The sequence below is a fragment of the Mycobacterium sp. WUMAC-067 genome, assembly GCF_020217485.1.
In the GTDB taxonomy this organism is placed as follows: Bacteria; Actinomycetota; Actinomycetes; order Mycobacteriales; family Mycobacteriaceae; genus Mycobacterium.
The window spans coordinates 34528-53851 of sequence record NZ_JAEKMI010000031.1 but is presented as its reverse complement, the minus strand read 5'-3'; the positions used below and the strand labels follow the sequence as shown (position 1 = coordinate 53851).

Here is a 19324-nt window from a genome sequence, read left to right as displayed (position 1 = left end):
GGGGAGAACTGGCACCGTGACGAATTGACCACCAAGATAGAGTTCAACCTACGCCCATCCGCTTACGATCAGAGATCTTCAGGGTCACCAATGTCCGATAAGGCACCGCGGCACAAGCCTGCAGAACGGATGACAGCGGAACAGCTCCGCCGAGCAGCCGACGCTTGCCGAGACCTCGACGATCCGACGTTGATGGCGAAGGCTTGGGACGAGCCACCGCCGCCCGATATGCAAGCTTCAACAAACACACCGCGTCAATTCGGCCAGCTACAGAATCTCTCAGTTTCCGACACCTTCGATAATCCGCTGCCTGACGTGGAAGTCGCTGCGTGGGAAGCCGATTGTCCCCTTAGGTCCCAGACTCCAACGCGGGCGTCCGCCTTACGAAATGCAACGTCGCAATTGTTACTCAATGGCCGGCGCGCCCTTGAACACCCCGGACTTGTCGTTGGACAGGTGCATTGTGAACGTACCGCGCAGCCAGGGCGTGTTTGGTGTTGTAATAGGAGACTCGTTATGCAGCCGGATCAGCAGATGATAGAAGCACTGGTCAATTTGGCGACGAACGGCGTGCTGGACCGCATCGGCAACCGTGCCAAGCGTGCGCGGAATTGCGGCAGTGGGGACTGCACCCGCACCATCCTGAGCCGGGGAGCCCGTTTGTCGGCGACGACGCCGCTTTTAAGGAGGCGTATCCCTTAGTGCCGGCGGGGGATGCGGCGGTTGTCCGTTATCACTGGATCTGGGGCATTCTCAATGAATCTGGGGCACGACGTCAGTCCCAGGGGTTGACCAGGTCGACGCCCGTTCCGTCGAAGTGGCGAGTATTGCGGGTAGCCACAGTTGCGTGCCGGGACGCGGCGATGCCGGCGATCTGCACATCACGAATTTCCACCGCACGCCCACCTCGTTGTTGGGTGGCGGCGATGGTCCCAGCGGCAAACGCAGCCGTCAGGTCGAAGGATTGCACACGACCATCAAGGTCTTCGTCGAGGAGTTGAGAAAAGATCTCGTCGAGCCGCTTGCGTCGGCGGCTTGGCGTCAAAAGTTCAATACCAGTGCGTATCTCGAATACTGTTACCGATGTCGTCCAGATTGATTCGGTGGGCTGATTATCGAGCCATTCCACGACGGCCGGATCGGGTGTGTCCCGCATCAACGCGGAGAGCACATTGGTGTCCAGCACGATCATGATTCGTTGAACTGTGCCGGCTGGACGGGCTGTCCCCGCAGTTCGGGTATGTCCTCGGTCAGGCCCACGCCTTTGAAGCGTGACGCGATACGAGACCCGAGCCGCCCAGGCGGATTATCGACGTGCCGGACTGCGTTCCGTAAGATCTCGCGCACCTCCTCCTCGGTGCTGCGACCGTGTTGACGGGCTAGTCGCTGCAATTTGGCCTTGGTGTCGTCCTCAAGTTGACGGATGAGAATCTGCGCCACAGAGCGATGCTATCACGATATCGTTCAGATAGTGCGTTGACCTCGCCTTCATTGAGAATGCCCCAGATCCGGTTATAACGGACAGCGGTCACCGAGGAGTGTTTGATTCCGATGATGAGCGCCACGGAGAACCTGTACGCGGCCGCGTTGCTCGTAGATCAACGGACGACGACGAGGAACCTCTACGCGTCGTCCATAATGCAACTATGCCGTTCGGCGATGGAGACATCGGCGCGAACCATCTGGTTGCTCAGCGACCCCGACAGGAACGTACGGCGGGATCAACGGGACGCGGATTCGCTCGTGCCCGAGCGCATGGAGCCGACCATCGCACGGTGGATGAGTCTCTACGCCTAGGTGGCTCGGACGCGCTCGCCGATCTTCTCGTGGTGACGTTCGCGGCTTATCTGTAATCGTGTCACCCGCGACGGCTCGCGCCGCGGGTTGCGCATGGGCCCACTTATGGCTGTTGGAATGGCCACGGATTTGGCCACAGAACACGGTGGAACCGATGCGAACAAGAGGGACGGAGCGTCACAGCGGGAACGGCTGAACCTCGCTGACGTGCAGCTATGAGACCGTGCGCACTGGAGGAGACGGTGACCGGTTAGCTCATACCTTAGAGGTCGAATCGTGGCCAGTGAGCGGCGTCGTTGGCGGCATTTTTGCGCGAACATGCTGATTCAACGGCTCCAACCGCGAACCGTAGGCCAGGCCTGGTGGCTATCAGGTGTAGCTTCAGGGTGTGTTCTCAGGTGTTTATGTGGTAGCGTCTCAGGTAGATCAACGTGGAGGTGCGATATGCCAGTCTTGACCGTCTCTGCGGCGCAGCGGCTTGATGATGAGGCAGCGACGCTTTCGATCCGCGAGATCGCCGCGTATCTGCAAGAGGCCGTCGGCCAGCGCGTCGCGGCGGCGATGGCGGGCTTGGCTGACGCCAAGCAAATCGGCCGCTACGCGCGCAAGGGCGGCCCGGAACCTCACGGCGCGACCGAGCGCCGGTTACGTGAGGGCTACAAGGTCGTCAGGATGCTCGTCGATGCTTACGACGACAAGACGGCGCGGGCGTGGCTGTTTGGCACCAACACGCGCTTGGACGATCGCGCGCCGATCGAGGTGCTCGGTGCGGCGGTCGACACCGCGGAGTTCGCGATGGTTGTCCGGGCTGCACGGCAGGTCGCCAGCTTCCAGTCGTGATCGCGGCGCCCGAGCAGGGGCGAACCCTGTGGCGGGTCGGCTATTACGCTGACCCGCTCGGCTTCACTCCGCTGGAGCTGTACCAGTTCAGTCACCGTTTCGACGACGTCTACCGCCGGTTCCGCACGCTCTATTGTGCTGACTTGGCGGAAACGTGTCTTCGCGAGGTGCTAGCCGACTTCCGGCCGAACCTCGGCGCGCTGCGCCGCCATGTTGAGCGCTACGGACCTGAGGCTGCCCAAGACTTCACTGAGAAGCCGGTCACTGCGCAGTGGCGCATACAGCACGCCCTCGTTCCCACAGTCCTGAAGCTCGATGGCCCCTTGATCGATCTCACCGACGTGCCCACACGCCAGGAGATCGAGGATCGCCACGTCGAACTGCTGCTCGAGCACGACCTGCAGCACCTCGATCTGCGCGAGATCACCACCAGTCGCCGCGCCATCACGCAGACGATCGCCGCGGACCTTTTTGACCGAGGCGCCGGCGCCGTCCGGTTCCCGTCCCGCCTGGACGGCAACGCTTGCGTCGCACTCTTCGAGGGGCGCGGCACCGCGAGCTTGGCCGGAGACCCCATCGCGCTCACCGACCCGCCGCCCGAACCGCTCCTCAACGTCACCACGCCGTGGGGCCTAGTGCTTGAGCCAGCGCCGGTGAAACTGCTCTAGATTGGGATGCGCGCGGTGGTGCCCATCGGACCACACGCAAGCAAATTGGACTGCATCCAGCCTTTCAGTTGCGGTCGATAGTTCAGTTGGCGTCTCTATGAGATCCGCCGGGACCGCCGCGCTCTGTTCGGTAAGCGAAAACCATCGCACTAAGACTTCGCCCAAGTCCGCTTCTACCGACCAAGTAACCCGATCGGCTTGCCACGCAGATTGGGTTATCTCATGGGGCCAACATGGGGCCAACGAGCCAGACCGACTGATCCAACACGTCCGAATGCCGGTTGCGCTTCTGGTCTGACCGGCTGAAACACATTGGTGTAGGCCAGAACTCCGCCTGAAAAGCGGAAGGTCGGCGGTTCGATCCCGCCCCTGGCCACCGTAGATGGTGATCGCCAAAGATCATCGAGATGGAGCGCGACGTCGCCGCGACGCGGTCGGCTCATCAGCCCTCGCAAGGCCCCAGACGGGCGTTCTGCGCCCGCCGGACCCTGACAGTCGCCAAAGCCAGCAGTGCCCACGGGGACCTGCTGGCGTCGGCGAGTAAGCGAAATCCGCTACTTGAGCATGCTCCCGGCGTCGACGGTGACCGGAAGACCTGTGATGTAACGCGATTCGTCGGACGCCAGGAACAGCACCGCGTTGCTGATGTCCACCGGTTCGACCCACCCGATCGGCAGGACGTGCATGAACTGCGCGGCGACCTTGAGGTCGTCCGGGCCGGGGTTTTCCAGGTCGGGCCGGAACAGCTTCATCGTCCCCTCGTTCATGAACATGGGCGTGTTCACGTTGGTGGGATGAACGGAATTCACCCGGATGAAGTGCTCGCCGAGTTCGACGGCGAAGGTGCGCATCAGACCGACCACACCGTGTTTGGCGGCGATGTAGTGACCGGTGTGCGGGTAGGCCTTGAGGCCGCCGACGGAGCTGGTCAGAATGATCGATCCGCCTTGGCCCTGGGAAATCAGATGCGGCACACCGGCTTTGACGGTCTTCCAGACGCCGGAAAGGTTGACGTCGATCATGTCACGCCAGTCGTCTTCGCTGGTTTTGTCGAGGGTCAGGCCGCCGTTGCCGATTCCGGCATTGGCGCAGATGATGTCCAGCCGGCCGAGCTGTTCGACGCCGCTGTCGACCGCTGCCTTCAGCGCGTCGTAATCGCGGACGTCGACTTCGGCGGTCACGATGCGGCGGTTGAGGGCCTTGATGAGGTCGGCCGTCTCGGCCAGGTCGTCGGGTGTCGACGGCGGGATGACGCTGTTGCTGCTGATCGGCGTGCAGACGTCGACGGCGATGATGTCGGCGCCTTCCTGCGCCAGGCGCACCGCATGGCTGCGGCCCTGGCCGCGGGCCGCCCCGGTGATGAACGCGACCTTGCCCTCAACTCTTCCACCCATGACTGCACCTCACCTAGACGTTCGCGACATTATTTGTCGATCGATCAGGAAGGTTGGCACCATTCGGTCGCAGTGTCAACAGACATGTGCCCGGCCGCCCGGTTGGCGGCCCGCGACGCGGAAGTGGCTCTGCTGTCCTCGCGGCAGCGCTCGCGCGTGCTAGCCGCTGGGTGTGGTCGCGGCGGCGGGCGCCTTCAGCAGGCTCATCTGGCGCTCGACGAAGGCGCGCAACTCGTCGTGTCCCTGAGTGACACCGACGGCGCTTTCGTTGCACAGGCTGCGCGCCACCTGCGCGATCAGCATCGAGATCGCTACCGGCGGATATGCCTCGAGATCGAATCCGTTGGCCCGCAGCACCATGGTTACCGCCGCCGTCTCGATGTCGCGAACACGCTCGGCGTAGGCCTTGAGTTCGGCGCCAATTGCCTTGCGGTGGTTGGCCAATGCCATGAATTCGGCGTTGAGCGCGGTCACCGCCGTATCGCTGTTCATCAGCCACAGCGCTTGCAGTGGGTCGTCCTCCGTCAATAGGGCGCGCATGCGCGTCAGCGCGGTCTCCGCGCCAGCCCGCAGCACTTCGACGAACAGGTCGTCCATCGTCGGAAAGTAGTAATAGACCAGGGCCTGCTTGACGCCGGCCTCGGCGGCGACCCGCCTGGACGTGGCCGCGGCATAGCCTTCCTCGCGCATGATGCGGGCCGTGGCCTCGATCAGTTTGCCGCGCGCCCCGGCGTCGGGGGTCCTCTTGTTTTGGCGAGCCGCCCCGCGGTTGGGCGCGCCCGATTTGCTTGACCGGTCCGCGCGATCCGTGGTAGGCATACCGCATCCTAACAATTTGGTCGATCGATCAGTTTGTGGGTCGCAAACTGGAAGACGGGCCGGGCGGAGGGTCGAATGACGACAGCGCGCATGCGGGTCAGGGTGGATCCGCGCCTGTGTGAGGCGCACGCCCTCTGCGTGGAGATCGCTCCCGAGGTTTTCGACCTGGGTGACGACGTTGCGACCTGTGACGAGGCACCGAGTGAATCGTTGCGCCACAACGTGGAAGCCGCCGTGGCCGCCTGCCCACGGCAAGCCATCAGCGTGTCCACCGACGAAGCGCCGGCGTGACCCACCGCGCTTTTTGGTGCCAGGAAAAGGAATTGAACCCATGACCGATCTCGCCAACGTCGACTACTTCACCGACGCCGACGTCGCGCAAGATCCCTATGACTACTGGGATTACCTGCGCAGCCAGGGGCCGGTGTTTCGCGAACCGCACTACGGCGTCGTGGCCGTCACCGGCTATCAGGAGGTCCACGCCGCCTTCAAAGATGTCGACTCGTTCTCCGCGGTCAATGCGATCGGCGGTCCGTTCCCGCCGCTGCCGTTCACCCCGGAGGGTGATGACATCACCGAGCAGATCGAAGCGCATCGCCACGAATTCCCGATCTTCGAGCACATGGTCGTCATGGACCCGCCCGAGCACGAAAAGGCGCGTTCCCTGCTCGGACGGCTGCTCACCCCGCGCCGGCTGCAGGAAAACAAGGACTACATCTGGCAATTGGCCGACCGGCAGTTCGACGAGTTCATCGCCAACGGGCAGTGCGAGTTCCTCAGTGAGTACGCGAAGCCGTTCGCGACGCTGGCGATCGCCGATCTGCTCGGGGTTCCCGACGAGGACCGCCCGGAGATCCGCCGCAATCTCGGGGCAGGTAATGCGCCGGGCGCCCGGGTGGGCGCGCTGGATCATGAACCGGTGGGCAGCAATCCGTTGCAGTACCTCGACGATCTGTTCAGCGCCTACATCACCGACCGGCGACAGCAACCTCGCGAAGACGTGTTGACGGGCCTGGCGACCGCCACGTACCCCGATGGCTCCATCCCCCCGGTTCTGGAGGTCGTCCGGCCGGCAACCTTCCTGTTCGCGGCCGGGCAGGAGACGGTGACCAAACTGCTCAGTTCGGCGGTGCAGGTCCTCGGCGACGACCCCGAGCTGCAAGAGCGGCTGCGCTCAGATCGAAGCCTGATCGGCACGTTCATCGAAGAGGCGCTGCGCATGCAGAGCCCGACCAAGGTCGACTTCCGCCTGGCGCGCAAGACCACCACCCTCGGCGGGGTGCACATCCCGGCCGGCACCGTCCTCATGCTGTGCCTGGGAGCGGCTAACCGCGATCCGCGAAAGTTCGACAATCCCAACGAGTTCCGGGTCGACCGGAAGAACGTCCGCGAGCACATCGGATTCGGTCGCGGCATTCACACGTGCGCGGGCGCGCCCCTGGCGCGCGTGGAAGGGCAGATCACCGTCAACCGCCTCCTGGACCGGACGCGGGAATTCAGGATCAGCGAGGCCAAGCACGGCGTGGCTTCCGGCCGCCAGTACCGCTACGAACCGACGTTCCTGCTGCGCGGCCTGACGGAGTTGCACATCGAGTTCACCCCGGCCGAGTGACGCCGGAGACCGCCGACATCAACTTCCCGAGATGCCCGAGCGCGGTGGCGTATTCGTGCTCCGGCGGTGTTCCGTAACCGATGATGATTCCGTCTGTGCGCCGGGTTGCGCCGTGCCAGAAGGGCGACAGCCCGGTGAGGGCGATGTCGCGCTCGTGCGCGGCGGTCAGCACGTTGGCCTCCGAAATCCCCTCGGGGAGCGCGACAACGGCGTGCAGGCCGGCCGAGATTCCCAACGCCGGCATCCCGGGGGCGCACCGGTCGAGGGTGGAGACGAGGGCGTCGCGGCGGTTGCGGTAGCGCCGACGCATCCGCCGGATGTGCCGGTCGAGCGCCCCGGATTCGATCAACTCCGCGAACGTCAGCTGCGCCAGCACGTCGGTTCCGCGGTCGGCGCGTCGCTTGGCTTCGACCACCCCGTCGACCAACGCGGCTGGCAACGCGAGCCAGCCAAGGCGGAGGCCGGGCGCCAGGCTCTTGCTGGCGCTGCCCGCGTAGACGACGTGCTCGGGCGCGAGGCCCTGCAGCGCGCCAACGGGGTGACGGTCGTAGCGAAACTCCCCGTCGTAGTCGTCCTCGATCAGATACGCGCCCCGGGCTGCGGCGATTCGCGCGAACTCGGTGCGCCGGTCGGCGTCGAGCGTCGCCCCGAGCGGAGCCTGGTGTGCCGGGGTGAGCACGGCCGCGGCGACGGCTTTGTTGAATTCCTTCGGCCGCGCGCCGCCGTGGTCGACGCCGAGGGGCTCGACGGTGAGGCCGCTCGCCGCCGCCGTCGCGCGATGGTCCGGCAGACAGGGATTCTCGAGCGCGATCGACCGGGCTCCGCCGGCGGCCAGCGCCTCACACACCAGCCGCAGCCCCTGCGTGAACCCGCTGCAGACGACGATGTGCTCGCCGGTGGTGAGCACCCCGCGCACGCGACCCAGGTAGTTGGCCAGCGCCGCGCGCAGGCGCGGCGACCCGCGCGGATCCGCCGGCCCGAGCTCGGCGTGGGGAGTGACCTGCAGGACTCGGCGCAGCGCGCGTAACCATTCGGCGCGAGGGAACATGCTGAGGTCCGGTCGGCCGAGGCGAAAATCGGCCGCATAGCGCCGAGTGGCGCGCGCGGGATTGACCGGTGTCTGAAGATGCGGCCCGCCCGCCACCTGAGTTGCCGCACCTGGACGGGTGCGGAGGTAGCCCTCGGCTGCCAGTTGCGCATAGACCTCGACGACCGTTCCGCGCGCGAGCCCGAGTTGTGTGGCGAGGGCACGCGAGGAGGGCAACACCTCGCCCGCGGCGAGGCGCCCACCCCGGATGGCTTGTCGCAGAGCGTCTTCGAGCGCAGCACGCCGGCCGCGTCCTGATGGCAGGTCAAGATGCAGGTCGACGCCGCTACCAAGATTGGTCCATGAATTCGTCATCGAATTGGACCTTACCGATGGTCCGGTCTGTTGGATAGCGTCGAACACCGGGAGTTCGTGCAAAGGGGAGTCAATGGTTGATGTGGGCACTCGGCGCCTCGATCACGCCGCGAGTTGGACCGCCGAAGTCAATGCGTTCCAACGCGCGGCGGAAACGCTGCGGCCACCGCGGCGGCGCCTCGTCGAAGACACGTATTCCCGACACTTCGTCAAACACCCCGCATTGCGCGCCATGCTGGTTCACCGCTGCGCGGCCGACGCCGCTCTTCGGATTTTTGACCGTCGGTGGGGAGGGCTGCACGCCCACATCGCGCTTCGGGTGCGCTACGTCGACGACGCATGTGAGAGCGCGATCGCCGCGGGAATCAGCCAACTCGTGCTGCTCGGCGCCGGCTTCGACACCACCAGCCTGCGCCGCGCGGGCACCCCGGTGACAATCTTCGAGGTCGACGCGCCGGCGACTCAAGCCGAGAAGCGCCCGGTCGTCGAACGGCTGCTGCCGCCGCAGCGCCTATGCCGAATACATTGGGTCGCTTGCGATTTAGAGCGGAATGCGCTCCGCGAAGCACTTCTCGCCGGTGGCTTCGACCCCACCGCGGCGGCGCTCGTGGTGTGGCTGGGTGTCACTCCGTACCTGACGCGCGGTGCCATCGACGCCACACTCGCCGACCTCGCCGGACTCTGCGCGCCGGGGAGTCGCCTCGTCCTCGACCACATCGCTGCGGGCGTCGTCACCGCAAGCACCCCGTGGACGAGCGCGGGCCGGATCACCCGGATGGTGGCCCGGCGCGGCGAACCGTATCGCAGCGACTTCAGCGAGGCCGACCTGGCCGCCACCTTGGCAGACCACGGATTTGACCTGCGCGAGCACGTGACTGTATCTGCGCTCCTGCGCCGCTATGACCCGTCACGCGCGAGCCGGCTGTCGGCCGACGACTGGCTCGCCGTGGCGACGGCAGAACGCGGATGAGGCGCAACCCGGCCACGCCCTGACGGCCCAGATAACCCGCCGCCACCGGATCAACCGGGACAATGGCCGGATGCGTCTTGCGTGGGTTCCCAAGCTGGCCGCCGCCGTTGTAATGGTCGCGGGATGCGGCGCGGCCTGGAGCACCCCTCGCGCCCCGGCCAGCCCCGACGTGCCGCCGGTGAGCGACGCCGCGCGAGCGGCCGGATTCGTCGACGTCCGCGCCGTCGTTCCCGACGCGGTCATCGATCTGCGCTACGCGACGACGAACAACTTCACCCACACGCAGTTGTATCCTTCCGACGCCAGATGCCTTGTGCACCAATCGATGGCCCCCGGGCTGGCCGCCGCCGCCACCGCGCTGCGCCCACAGGGCCACCTCCTGGTCTTCTGGGACTGCTATCGACCGCACGACGTTCAGGTCAAGATGTTCGCCCTGGTGCCCAACCCCGCCTGGGTGGCACGCCCGGGCCAGTACGCGCGCAGCCACGAGTCGGGACGCTCGGTCGATATGACCTTCACAACGACCCAACAGCCATGCCCATCGGGACAACACGCGGGCGGGCTTTGCCTGGCCGATATGGGCACCGACTTCGACGATTTCACCTCTCGGGCAACGGCTTTCAACACCCAGGGCATCAGCGCCGAGGCCGTCGCGAATCGAGCCGCGCTGCGCAAGGCCATGAACTATGGCGGTCTGAAAGTGTATTCGGGCGAATGGTGGCATTTCGACGGTCCGGGAGCCGGTGTCGACCTCCCCATTCTCAACGTCCCCGTGGACTAGCTGTCTCATATACCGAGACCTGTGTTTCATAATGTGGCTCGTCGCCGTAGGCTGGCGCCATGAATGACCGGCCCAGCTACACGCACGGACACCACGAGTCCGTGCTGCGCAGCCACCGGCGCCGCACCGCCGAGGACTCGGCGGCGTATCTGCTGCCACACCTGAAGCCGGGCCTCTCGGTGCTGGACGTCGGCTGCGGACCCGGCACCATCACCGCTGATCTCGCCGCACGCGTCGCGCCCGGATCCGTCACCGCCGTCGACCAGGTCGCGGACGTCCTGGGCGTGGCCCGCACCGAAGTCGAGCAACGCAACCTGTCCAACGTCGCGTTCGGCACCGCCGACGTGCACAACCTCGAGTTTCCCGACGGCACATTCGATGTCGTCCACGCCCACCAGGTGCTACAGCACGTCGCCGACCCGGTACGAGCCCTCCGCGAGATGCGGCGAGTGTGCGCGCCGGGCGGCGTCGTGGCGGTCCGCGACGCCGACTACGCCGGGTTCATCTGGTATCCGCAGCTGCCCGCCCTCGACCTGTGGCGAGAGCTCTATCAACGGGTCGCCCGGGCCAACCGCGGCGAACCGGATGCGGGCCGACGACTGCTGTCCTGGGCGCAGCAGGCGGGATTTGACGACATCACGCCCACCGGCAGCCTGTGGTGTTATGCCACACCCGAGACCCGCGCATGGTGGGGAGGCATGTGGGCCGACCGAATCCTTCATTCGACCGTGGCCCGCGACCTGGTGAGCCTCGACTTGGCAACCCCGGCGCAGCTCGAGGAGATCTCCGCCGCGTGGCGAGAATGGGCCGTCGCCGAAGACGGGTGGATCGCCATCCCGCACGGCGAAATCCTTTGCCGCGCATAGGAATTCAGTCCAAGAAAAGATCCGGAATCGGTTGCTCGCCGCCGCCGTACCGGGACAGGTCGGCCACCCCGGCCGATTGCAGCACCGCGGCGTCGATGTGGCACTCGCCGGTGGCTTCCCGTGCGGGTCGAGAGACGATCTCGACGGCGGCGTCGCCCATGATCTCGGGGCTGCGCGAGGACGCGGCCAACCGGTCACCATCGGCCATGTTGGTGACGGCGGCGGTGGCAATGTAAGTCTCCGGCCACAGACAGTTCACGCCGATACCGTCGTCCGCGAACTCGGCCGCCCAGCCCAGCGACAGCAGCGTCATCCCGTACTTGGACAGCGTGTAGGCCGGGTGGGCGCCCAGCCAGCGCGGGTTCATGTTGATCGGTGGCGAGATGGTCAGGACGTGCGGGTTGGCCGATTTCTGTAGATGGGGCACGCACGCCTTGGTCAGGAGGAACGTGCCGCGCAGGTTGACCTCCTGCATCAGGTCGTATTTCTTGGCCGACAGCGCGGCGGTCGGTTCCACCGCGATGGCGCTGGCGTTGTTGACGCAGACGTCGATGCCGCCGAACCGCTGCACCGCCGCCTCGACAACGCGCTGCACGTCGTCTTCGCGGCGCACATCGCCCACGACCGCCAGCGCTTTCCCGCCGGCGGCCTCGACGTCGGCCGCCGCGGTGTGCACGGTCCCGGGCAGGCGCGGATGGGGTGTGTCGGTCTTGGCCAGCAGCACCACGTTGGCGCCCTGCCTGGCGGCGGCGATGCCAATCGCGAGTCCGATCCCGCGGCTCCCGCCGGAGATCACTACCGTGCGATCGGCGAGCACGTTGTCAGCCATTCGTCTCCTTTGACCTGGTCAAGCGTATGGTATTGGCATTCTCTTTTTTTGCAAGTACGTTATTCACCGATGGATAATACGGCCCACACTCCCTCCGGCATCCCGCTGCAGCCCGTATATGGGCCGGCGGATAGAGGCGCCGAGCCTCCCCAGCCCGGGGAGTTTCCCTTCACTCGCGGCAACTTCGCGTCGGGCTACCGCGGCAAGCTGTGGACCTTCCGCCAATATTCGGGGTTCGGCACCGCCGAGGAGTCCAATCGTCGGTACCGCTACCTGCTGGATCAGGGCGGGACCGGGTTGTCGGTGGCGCTCGACCTGCCGACGCAGTGCGGATACGACTCCGACGATCCCGAGTTCGGCGAGGAGGTCGGCCGGGTCGGCGTCGCGGTGGACACCCTGGCCGACTTCGAGATCCTGTTCGACGGCATCCCGCTGGACAAACTCAGCACGAGCATGACCATCAACGGCACGGCGGCGATCCTGCTGGCGTTCTACGTCGCCGCCGCCGAGAAAAAAGGGATCCCGCGCTCGAAGCTCACCGGGACCATCCAGAACGACATCCTCAAGGAGTACGCCTCCCGCGGGACCTGGATCTGGCCGCCGGAGCCGTCGCTGCGGTTGATCGCGGACACCATCGAGTTCTGTGCGGCCGAGGTGCCGAGGTTCAACGCGATTTCGGTCGCCGGTGCGCATTTCCGCGACGCGGGGGCCAACGCGGTGCAAGAGATGGCGTTCACCCTCGCCGACGGCGTCACCTACTGCGACACGGTGGTGGAGCGCGGCCGCATGACGATCGACCAGTTCGCGCCGCAGATCTCGTTCTTCTTCTATACCCATGGGGACTTCTTCGAAGAGATCGCCAAATACCGGGCGGGACGGCGTCGTTGGGCGACGATCGTGCGGGAGCGCTACGGGGCGACGAAGGACAAGGCGGCGATGTTCCGCTTCGGCTGCGTCTGTGGCGGCGCGTCGCTGTATGCCCCGCAGGCCCACAACAACATCGTCCGCGTGGCCTACGAAGCCATGGCCGCCGTTTTGGGCGGTGTCCAGTCGATGTTCACGGCGGCCTGGGACGAGCCGTTCGCGTTGCCCACCGAGGAGACGACGACACTGGCGCTGCGCACCCAGCAGATCCTCGCGCACGAAACCGGCGTGGCCAGCGTCGCCGACCCGCTGGGTGGCTCGTACTTCGTCGAGGCGCTGACCGACGCGACCGAGGAGCGCATCATCGAGATCATGTCCGACCTCGAGCGTCACGGCGGCATGGTCCATGCCATCGAGGACGGTTACCTGCAGGGCCTGATCGCCGACGAGGCGTTCAAGATCCACCAGGACATCGAATCCGGCGAACGCCCGGTCGTCGGGGTCAACCGGTTCGTGACCGAGGAACCCGAACACGACGTCGTCACCTATGAGCTCGACGCCGAAGGGCGCGATCTTCAGCTCAAGCGGCTCTCCAAGGTCAAATCCGAAAGGGATTCGGCCGCAGTGCAATCCACCCTCGCCGCCCTGTCGCGTTCCGCCGAAGGAGACGACAACCTGATGCACAAGCTGATCGACTGCGCCAACGCCTACTGCACGATCGGTGAGATGGTCTCCGCGCTCAAAGCAGTGTGGGGCGAGTTCCAGCAACCGGTGGTGTTCTAAATGGCCGTCCGCGTTCTGGTTGCCAAACCCGGCCTGGACGGGCACGACCGCGGCGCCAAGATCGTCGCCCGCACCCTGCGTGACGCCGGATTCGAGGTCATCTACACGGGCATCCGTCAGCGCATCGAAGACATCGCCTCGATCGCCGTCCAGGAAGACGTCGCCGTGGTCGGCCTGAGCATCCTGTCCGGTGCGCACCTCGCGCTCACCGCGCGCACGGTCGAAGCGCTGCGCGCGGCCGACGCCGCCGATATCTCCGTCGTCGTCGGGGGAACGATTCCGCACGCAGACGTCCCCAAACTGCTCTCCGCCGGGGCCGCGGCGGTATTCCCCACCGGGACTCCGCTGGACAACCTGGTGCGCGAAATCCGCGCGCTGACAGGGGCCCCCGAGCCCGCTTCGGAAGAAAAAGAGGAACAGTGCGCGTCGGAGTAATGATCGGTGCCGAGCGTGGCGACATGGCCCGCAAGGTGCACAAGCTGGCCTCCGATATCGAATGGGCCGAATCCGCGGGTCTGGACACCGCGTGGATGCCCCAGGTGCCCAACGACTTCGACTGCTTGACCATGGTGTCGCTGATGGCCGCGCACACCTCGCGCATCGAGCTGGGCACCGCGGTGGTGCCGCTGCAGGCCCAGCACCCGATCGCCCTTGCCCGCCAAGCGCTTTCGACGCACGCGGTGGCCGGCGGGCGGCTGGCTCTCGGTGTCGGGCCGTCGCACCACTGGATCATCCGGGACATGCTCGGCCTGCCGTACGAGAAGCCGGCCGCCTACACCCGCGACTACCTGCAGGTCCTCAACGCCGCCATCGCCGGGCCGGGACCGGTCGACGTCGAGAACGATTCGTTCAGGGTGCACAACCCGCTGGCGATCGGGGCCGACACCCCGATGCCGGTGCTGGTCGCCGCGCTGGGACCGGTGATGCTGCAACTCGCCGGTGAGCTCGCCGAAGGCACGGTGTTGTGGATGGCCGACGAGCGCGCGATCGGTGATCACATCGCGCCGAAGATCACCAAGGCCGCCGCCGATGCCGGCCGCCCCGCACCGCGGATCGTCGCGGGCATTCCGGTATGCCTTTGTGCGCCTTCGCAAGTCGAGGAGGCCAGACAGCGCGCCAACCGGATCCTGGGGGAGGCCGAGGTGTCGCCCAACTACCAGCGCCTGCTCGACCGCGGCGACGCCCGCGATGTCGGCGACCTGTGCGCGGCAGGTGACTCGGAACAGATCTTGGCCCGGATGCGTCGTTTCGCCGACGCCGGTGTGACCGATCTGTCGGTGCGGCTGCTGCCCATCGGTGACAACCGCGACGAGCTGGTCGCCTCCAAACGTCGCACCCGCGAAATGATCGCCTCGCTCGCGGCGGAATTGCGTTGACTGGCGGTAACACCGGGCCGCTGGCGGGGATCCGCATCCTCGAGGTCGGCACCATGCTGGCCGGCCCGTACGCCACCATGCTGCTCGCCGACCTCGGGGCCGAGGTCACCAAGATCGAACCCGCCGGCGGCGAGATTTCCCGCAGCGTCGGCGCCACGTACTTCGCCAGCCTCAATCGGAACAAGTCCAGCATCTGCCTGGACCTGAATTCGGATGCGGGACAACAGCGCTTGGGTGAACTGGTCGGCGAATCCCACGCGCTGCTGGTGAACCTGAAACCGTCCGCCATCCGCCGGCTGGGGCTCACCTACGAGCAGCTGCGACCGCACAACGAGCGGATCGTCTGCGTGGCCATCACCGGCTTCGGCCTGTACGGCGGCGACGATCCCGCCTTCGACTATGTGGTGCAGGCCGGTGTCGGCACCGCCGCGCTGACCGGTGACCCGGACGGCCCGCCGACGCTGCCCGGATACTCCTCGGCCGACAACTCCACCGGAATGTCCGCGGCGCTGGGCCTGTTGGCCAAGATCATCTCCGGCACCGGCGGGCAAGTGGATGTGTCGCTGCGCGACGTCATGCTGTCGCAGCTGAACTACCATGCCTCCGCCTATCTCAACAGCGGTGTGGAGCCCCAGCGTCGCCCGCACGGTGCCCACTCCTATTACGTTCCGGCTCAGCTGTTTCCGACGGCCGACGGATATCTGGCGCTGTTCATCACCCACGATGGGTTCTGGAAGTCTTTTGCCGCAGAGGCGGGCATCGGGGGATTCGAGACGATGGCCGAGCGGGTCGCCCGCCGCGACGAAGTGCTCGCCGTCGTCACGGCGATGCTGGCGACCGACAGCGCGGCCGGGTGGGAGCGTCGACTGCGTCCCCTCGGGGTTCCGGCGGCGGCCGTCAGGACCCTGCCCGAGGCGCTCGAGGCGACCCCGGAAGTGGTTGTGACAGCGGGCGATTTCCGTTTGGTGGGCAGCCCGATCCATGTCTCCGGGTACGAGCCCGAGTACCGCCCGCCGCCCGAACTGCCGAGCGTCGAGTAGATGCGCGGAAATCGCCGATTTCGCGCAACAAGCCGACGTTGGACGCCAAGACACTGGCCACATCTCGCTGGTGAAAGGGGAATTCTCATGGCGCGCATCGGGGTCCTGAGACGTTGCCGGCGGAAGGCCGGGGTGCCGGCGTGAATGCGTTGCCAACGGTCGAGGATGTCATCGACTCGTACACCGGCCGATCGCGCGCGGTGCTGCAGTACGGCGCCACCACGAAGCGGCTCGTCGACCAAGCGAAGAATCCAGGCTTCTCGACGGAGAGTTGGAGTCCGCTGGCCGAGCTGGTCGCCGTCGGTGAATTCGAGCGAATCGGTGCTTTCAAAGAGGTGATGAAGTGGCCGGATTATGTCGAATTCCTCACCAATTGGGCGACATCGTCGGAGTGGGAGTGTTCCTTTAAGCACATCACCGAGTCCGGTGGCCGCGTGTTCCTCGAGCTCGAGGAACGGAGCGAGGTGGGCGAATTCCGTAGCGTGGTCAATTCGCTGACCGTCTATGAGTTCACCGATGATGACCGGATCCGCCACATCGACGTTTATCTTCAGATGACGCCGCCACCGGCCGAGATGCTTAAAAGCTTTGAGGGAGTGGAGCTGTCGCAAGGCTAGTCCGTCCGCCGAACGTCGAGTAGTGGGGCCAAAATGGCCCGATTTCGCGCAACAAGCCGATGCTCGGCGCAAAGAGTATAGGGTGCAACGATGGATTTGCAGCGGGTCGCCGACGAACTCGAAATCGGCGCTCTACTCTACAGATACGCCCGCGCGGTCGACGCCAAGGACTGGGAGCTGTACCGCTCGGTCTTCACCGACGACGCGCATATCGACTACTCCTCGGCGGGCGCGGCGGCGGGTCCGCGCGACGAGGTGACCGCGTGGCTGGAACAGGGCTTCGGCGCGATCCCGATGTCGATGCACTACATCACCAACGCGGAAATCCTGGCGCTCGACGGCGATTCCGCGACGGTGCGCGCCATGTTCTACAACCCTATGCAGCTGCCGGGCATGGCGGAGTTGAGTTACTGCGGCGGCTATTACCACCACGAGCTGACGCGCACGGCCGACGGTTGGCGCAGCCGCAGCCTGCGCGAGGAGAACGTGTGGTTCGTCAACCCGCCGACGGGCTGAGTGATCCCCGAACGTCGAGTTGTGGCGCAAAAATCGCCCTTGCCCAACAAGTCGACGCTCGGCGTTAAGAGGTGAGCCTCTCCTGATAGCGCCGCGCCCATTCGGCGCGCGACCGAATCGACACATCCACGTCGGTTGCCTTGGCGCGCAGGGCCTTAACGGTCGCCTGATCGCGGGGCGTGCGGGCGAACGGGTCCCAGCCGAAGAACCGGCAGGCGTTGGCCCAGGTGATCTTGTTGATGTCGGCGTCGTCGGCGCCGGCGGCGTTCAGTTCGGCCAGCACCTGCTCGGGCGCGTCGGGCCAGAAGCAGTCCGAGTGCGGGTAGTCGCACTCCCAGGCGATGATGTCGATGCCGATTTCGTGGCGCAGCTTCAGCGACGTCTTGTCGGTGACGTAGCAGGCCAGCGAGTGTTCGCGGAAGACGTCGCTGGGCAGCTTGTCGCCGAAGTCACGACGCAGCCATTTCTGGTTGGTGTAGTGCCGGTCGCTGCGGTCCAGGTAGAAGGGGATCCAGCCGATACCGCCTTCGGAGAAGGCGAATTTCAGGTCGGGGTAGTTACGCATGCCCGGGCCCCACAACAGATCCTGGGCGCACATCGCCGAGACCTGGGTGGCCAGGATGATCATGTTGTCGATCGGCGCATTGGGGGCCATGCTGATCGCCCCGAACCCGGTGCCGATGTGCAGACACATCACCACGTTCTCCTCGGACAGCGTGCGGAACACCGGTCCCCAGTAGTCCTCGTCGTGATAGCTCGGAAGCCCTTCCAAATGAGGCAATTCCGGCATGGTGACCGCCCGGCAGCCCTTCGCGGCGACCCTACGGATCTCGGCGCACATGGCCTCGGGGTTCCAGGTGGGCAGGACGGCGATCGGGATGAACCGATCCGGGTAGGAGCCGGCCCACTCGTCGATGTGCCAGTCGTTGTAGGCCGACACCATCACCAGCGTCACCTCTTCGCGGTGCATGTTGAGGTGCCGGGCGGAGAACCCGGTGAACGTCGGGAAACACATCGACGCCAGGATGCCGTTGCGGTTCATGTCGCGGACGCGTTCGTGGACGTCGTAGACGCCCGGGCGCATCTCGGCGAAGCCGGCGGGATCGCGGCCCCACTCCTCGGCCGGCCACGACACCACGGCGTTCAGTCCGCTCACGCCCTGCGGCCGCCCCTGATACATCCACTGGTCGACGCCCTTGTCATCGGTGACGACGATCGGGGCCTCGTCCTTGTACTTGGCGGGCACGTGGCGCAGGAACATGTCCGGCGGTTCGACCACATGGTCGTCAATGCTCACCAGGATCAGGTCATCGGCCTTCATCAATGTGCTCCTCTTGTGTGCGCGACGCGAGCTCGGTCAGCCGCTGCACTCGGTGGTGGTTTCGAGCAGTCGTGGAATCGGTGCCGGGTCCAGCTGCAGGGCGTCGGACATGTGCAGCTGTCCGGCATTGGCGATCATGCCGTCCAGAATCGCCTGCAGATCGTCGCCTTCGATCTCGTAGATGGCGACATAGGGGCCGTCGCCGTCGACGGGTCGCAGCCGGCGTGCCGAGACGAATCCGTCGAGCGCCACCAGCTCACCCAGGTGCACCTCGTCGTACCAGGTGTTGTATTCCTGTTCCCGCTCCGGCGAGCTCGGCCGGCTTTCCACGAGGATGATGCCCTTGGCCATCGCTATCTCCTGGCTGCTACTCGTAGCGCACCGTGACCGACTCCGTATCCGGAACGCCCTGGCACGTCAGAATGTAGCCCTCGGCGACCTCGTCGGGTTCGAGAGCGTCGTTGACCCGCATGGTGGCGTGGCCCTCTTCCAGCATGGCCATGCATGTCCCGCAGTTGCCCGCCTCGCAACTGAACGGCGGCTCCAGCCCGGCGCGGCGCGCGGTCTCCAAAAGCGTCTCGCCCGGAACCCTGGGCACCGAGACCTTCTTGCGGTCGAGATGAATTGTCACCGTTCCGGCACCAGAGCCGTTTGTGGCCGGATCTGTCACCCGCGGGGTCTCCTCGATGATCCGGGTGACCGTCACGTTGACCGCCCCCTCCCGTACTTGCATTCTTCAGTATAGAGAATACTATTCTCACGAAGCGATAGCATCTTCTCAAGCCTTGTATGGATGTCGGGTCAGCCCGGTCTGTCAGGAAGGACGGGA

General features: G+C 65.7%; 23 protein-coding genes and 1 tRNA gene. 15 read left to right on the top strand and 9 right to left on the bottom strand.

Annotated elements, in window-relative coordinates:
• Positions 1 to 516 precede the first annotated feature (516 nt).
• The gene (locus JF781_RS19855) at positions 517 to 702 is read left to right on the top strand and encodes a hypothetical protein (protein ID WP_132160383.1); all 186 of its coding nucleotides are present in this window, start codon (positions 517 to 519) and stop codon (positions 700 to 702) included.
• A 73-nt stretch (positions 703 to 775) separates the two neighbouring features.
• On the opposite strand, the gene JF781_RS19850 is transcribed toward JF781_RS19855, so the two are convergent.
• Together JF781_RS19850 and JF781_RS19845 are read right to left on the bottom strand one after the other, a co-directional pair.
• On the bottom strand, positions 776 to 1192 hold the full coding sequence (locus JF781_RS19850) for a type II toxin-antitoxin system VapC family toxin (RefSeq protein WP_007168492.1): 417 nt from the start codon (positions 1190 to 1192) through the stop codon (positions 776 to 778).
• A complete protein-coding gene (locus JF781_RS19845) occupies positions 1189 to 1440 on the bottom strand; it encodes a ribbon-helix-helix protein, CopG family (RefSeq protein WP_007168493.1) in 252 nt (83 codons plus the stop codon). The genes JF781_RS19850 and JF781_RS19845 overlap by 4 nt, the downstream gene beginning before the upstream one ends.
• Before the next feature lie 801 nt (positions 1441 to 2241).
• Between JF781_RS19845 and JF781_RS19840 the strand changes: the two genes are divergently transcribed.
• The 3 genes from JF781_RS19840 (at position 2242) to JF781_RS19830 (ending at position 3681) form a co-directional block, all read left to right on the top strand.
• On the top strand, positions 2242 to 2637 hold the full coding sequence (locus JF781_RS19840; protein ID WP_007168495.1) for a hypothetical protein: 396 nt from the start codon (positions 2242 to 2244) through the stop codon (positions 2635 to 2637).
• On the top strand, positions 2634 to 3305 hold the full coding sequence (locus JF781_RS19835) for an RES family NAD+ phosphorylase (protein ID WP_007168496.1): 672 nt from the start codon (positions 2634 to 2636) through the stop codon (positions 3303 to 3305). The genes JF781_RS19840 and JF781_RS19835 overlap by 4 nt, the downstream gene beginning before the upstream one ends.
• Before the next feature lie 317 nt (positions 3306 to 3622).
• A tRNA-OTHER gene (locus tag JF781_RS19830) sits at positions 3623 to 3681 on the top strand.
• A gap of 178 nt (positions 3682 to 3859) precedes the next feature.
• Here the strand turns inward: JF781_RS19830 and JF781_RS19825 are convergent.
• Positions 3860 to 4699, bottom strand: a complete 840-nt coding sequence (locus tag JF781_RS19825) for a mycofactocin-coupled SDR family oxidoreductase (RefSeq protein ID WP_225329039.1) — start codon at positions 4697 to 4699, stop codon at positions 3860 to 3862.
• Positions 4700 to 4858: 159 nt separating this feature from the next.
• Complete coding sequence (locus tag JF781_RS19820) at positions 4859 to 5413, bottom strand: TetR/AcrR family transcriptional regulator (protein ID WP_225329081.1); 555 nt, start codon at positions 5411 to 5413, stop codon at positions 4859 to 4861.
• A 195-nt stretch (positions 5414 to 5608) separates the two neighbouring features.
• Between JF781_RS19820 and JF781_RS19815 the strand changes: the two genes are divergently transcribed.
• Positions 5609 to 5809, top strand: coding sequence for a ferredoxin (locus JF781_RS19815; RefSeq protein ID WP_225329082.1), 201 nt, complete (start codon positions 5609 to 5611; stop codon positions 5807 to 5809).
• Positions 5810 to 5849: 40 nt separating this feature from the next.
• Complete coding sequence (locus JF781_RS19810) at positions 5850 to 7130, top strand: cytochrome P450 (protein WP_225329040.1); 1281 nt, start codon at positions 5850 to 5852, stop codon at positions 7128 to 7130.
• On the opposite strand, the gene JF781_RS19805 is transcribed toward JF781_RS19810, so the two are convergent.
• On the bottom strand, positions 7114 to 8532 hold the full coding sequence (locus JF781_RS19805; RefSeq protein WP_225329041.1) for a PLP-dependent aminotransferase family protein: 1419 nt from the start codon (positions 8530 to 8532) through the stop codon (positions 7114 to 7116). The genes JF781_RS19810 and JF781_RS19805 overlap by 17 nt on opposite strands.
• An 82-nt stretch (positions 8533 to 8614) precedes the next feature.
• Here JF781_RS19805 and JF781_RS19800 point away from each other — a divergent pair, with 82 nt between their 5' ends.
• The 3 genes from JF781_RS19800 (at position 8615) to JF781_RS19790 (ending at position 11149) form a co-directional block, all read left to right on the top strand.
• Positions 8615 to 9502 carry an SAM-dependent methyltransferase gene (locus tag JF781_RS19800; RefSeq protein WP_308011574.1) on the top strand — a complete coding sequence of 296 codons (888 nt, stop codon included), beginning with the start codon at positions 8615 to 8617 and terminating at the stop codon, positions 9500 to 9502.
• A 112-nt stretch (positions 9503 to 9614) separates the two neighbouring features.
• A complete protein-coding gene (locus JF781_RS19795) occupies positions 9615 to 10283 on the top strand; it encodes a M15 family metallopeptidase (protein ID WP_225329083.1) in 669 nt (222 codons plus the stop codon).
• Between the two features lie 59 nt (positions 10284 to 10342).
• A complete protein-coding gene (locus JF781_RS19790; RefSeq protein ID WP_225329043.1) occupies positions 10343 to 11149 on the top strand; it encodes a methyltransferase domain-containing protein in 807 nt (268 codons plus the stop codon).
• Between the two features lie 4 nt (positions 11150 to 11153).
• Here the strand turns inward: JF781_RS19790 and JF781_RS19785 are convergent, their stop codons facing one another.
• A complete protein-coding gene (locus JF781_RS19785) occupies positions 11154 to 11978 on the bottom strand; it encodes an NAD(P)-dependent oxidoreductase (protein ID WP_225329044.1) in 825 nt (274 codons plus the stop codon).
• 69 nt (positions 11979 to 12047) lie between these two features.
• Here JF781_RS19785 and JF781_RS19780 point away from each other — a divergent pair, with 69 nt between their 5' ends.
• The 6 genes from JF781_RS19780 to JF781_RS19755 all read left to right on the top strand — a co-directional run bounded on the left by JF781_RS19780 (position 12048) and on the right by JF781_RS19755 (position 17174).
• Entirely contained in the window at positions 12048 to 13625 is a 1578-nt protein-coding gene (locus tag JF781_RS19780; protein WP_225329045.1) for a methylmalonyl-CoA mutase family protein, read from the top strand.
• On the top strand, positions 13626 to 14060 hold the full coding sequence (locus JF781_RS19775; protein ID WP_225329046.1) for a cobalamin B12-binding domain-containing protein: 435 nt from the start codon (positions 13626 to 13628) through the stop codon (positions 14058 to 14060).
• Positions 14045 to 15001 carry an LLM class F420-dependent oxidoreductase gene (locus tag JF781_RS19770; RefSeq protein ID WP_225329047.1) on the top strand — a complete coding sequence of 319 codons (957 nt, stop codon included), beginning with the start codon at positions 14045 to 14047 and terminating at the stop codon, positions 14999 to 15001. Before JF781_RS19775 ends, JF781_RS19770 begins: the two co-directional genes overlap by 16 nt.
• Positions 14998 to 16041 carry a CaiB/BaiF CoA-transferase family protein gene (locus JF781_RS19765; protein WP_225329048.1) on the top strand — a complete coding sequence of 348 codons (1044 nt, stop codon included), beginning with the start codon at positions 14998 to 15000 and terminating at the stop codon, positions 16039 to 16041. The genes JF781_RS19770 and JF781_RS19765 overlap by 4 nt, the downstream gene beginning before the upstream one ends.
• A 140-nt stretch (positions 16042 to 16181) precedes the next feature.
• Positions 16182 to 16658: a hypothetical protein gene (locus tag JF781_RS19760; protein WP_225329084.1), complete on the top strand. Its 477-nt coding sequence runs from the start codon at positions 16182 to 16184 to the stop codon at positions 16656 to 16658.
• Between the two features lie 90 nt (positions 16659 to 16748).
• Positions 16749 to 17174: a nuclear transport factor 2 family protein gene (locus tag JF781_RS19755; RefSeq protein ID WP_225329049.1), complete on the top strand. Its 426-nt coding sequence runs from the start codon at positions 16749 to 16751 to the stop codon at positions 17172 to 17174.
• A 64-nt stretch (positions 17175 to 17238) separates the two neighbouring features.
• Here JF781_RS19755 and JF781_RS19750 read toward each other — a convergent pair whose 3' ends face one another.
• Genes JF781_RS19750 through JF781_RS19740 form a run of 3 tightly spaced genes read right to left on the bottom strand, consistent with a single transcriptional unit; the run spans position 17239 to position 19201 of the window.
• A complete protein-coding gene (locus JF781_RS19750) occupies positions 17239 to 18495 on the bottom strand; it encodes an amidohydrolase family protein (protein WP_225329050.1) in 1257 nt (418 codons plus the stop codon).
• A gap of 36 nt (positions 18496 to 18531) precedes the next feature.
• The gene (locus tag JF781_RS19745; RefSeq protein ID WP_225329051.1) at positions 18532 to 18846 is read right to left on the bottom strand and encodes a DUF4286 family protein; all 315 of its coding nucleotides are present in this window, start codon (positions 18844 to 18846) and stop codon (positions 18532 to 18534) included.
• A gap of 16 nt (positions 18847 to 18862) precedes the next feature.
• Positions 18863 to 19201 carry a 2Fe-2S iron-sulfur cluster-binding protein gene (locus JF781_RS19740; RefSeq protein WP_225329085.1) on the bottom strand — a complete coding sequence of 113 codons (339 nt, stop codon included), beginning with the start codon at positions 19199 to 19201 and terminating at the stop codon, positions 18863 to 18865.
• Positions 19202 to 19324 lie beyond the last annotated feature (123 nt).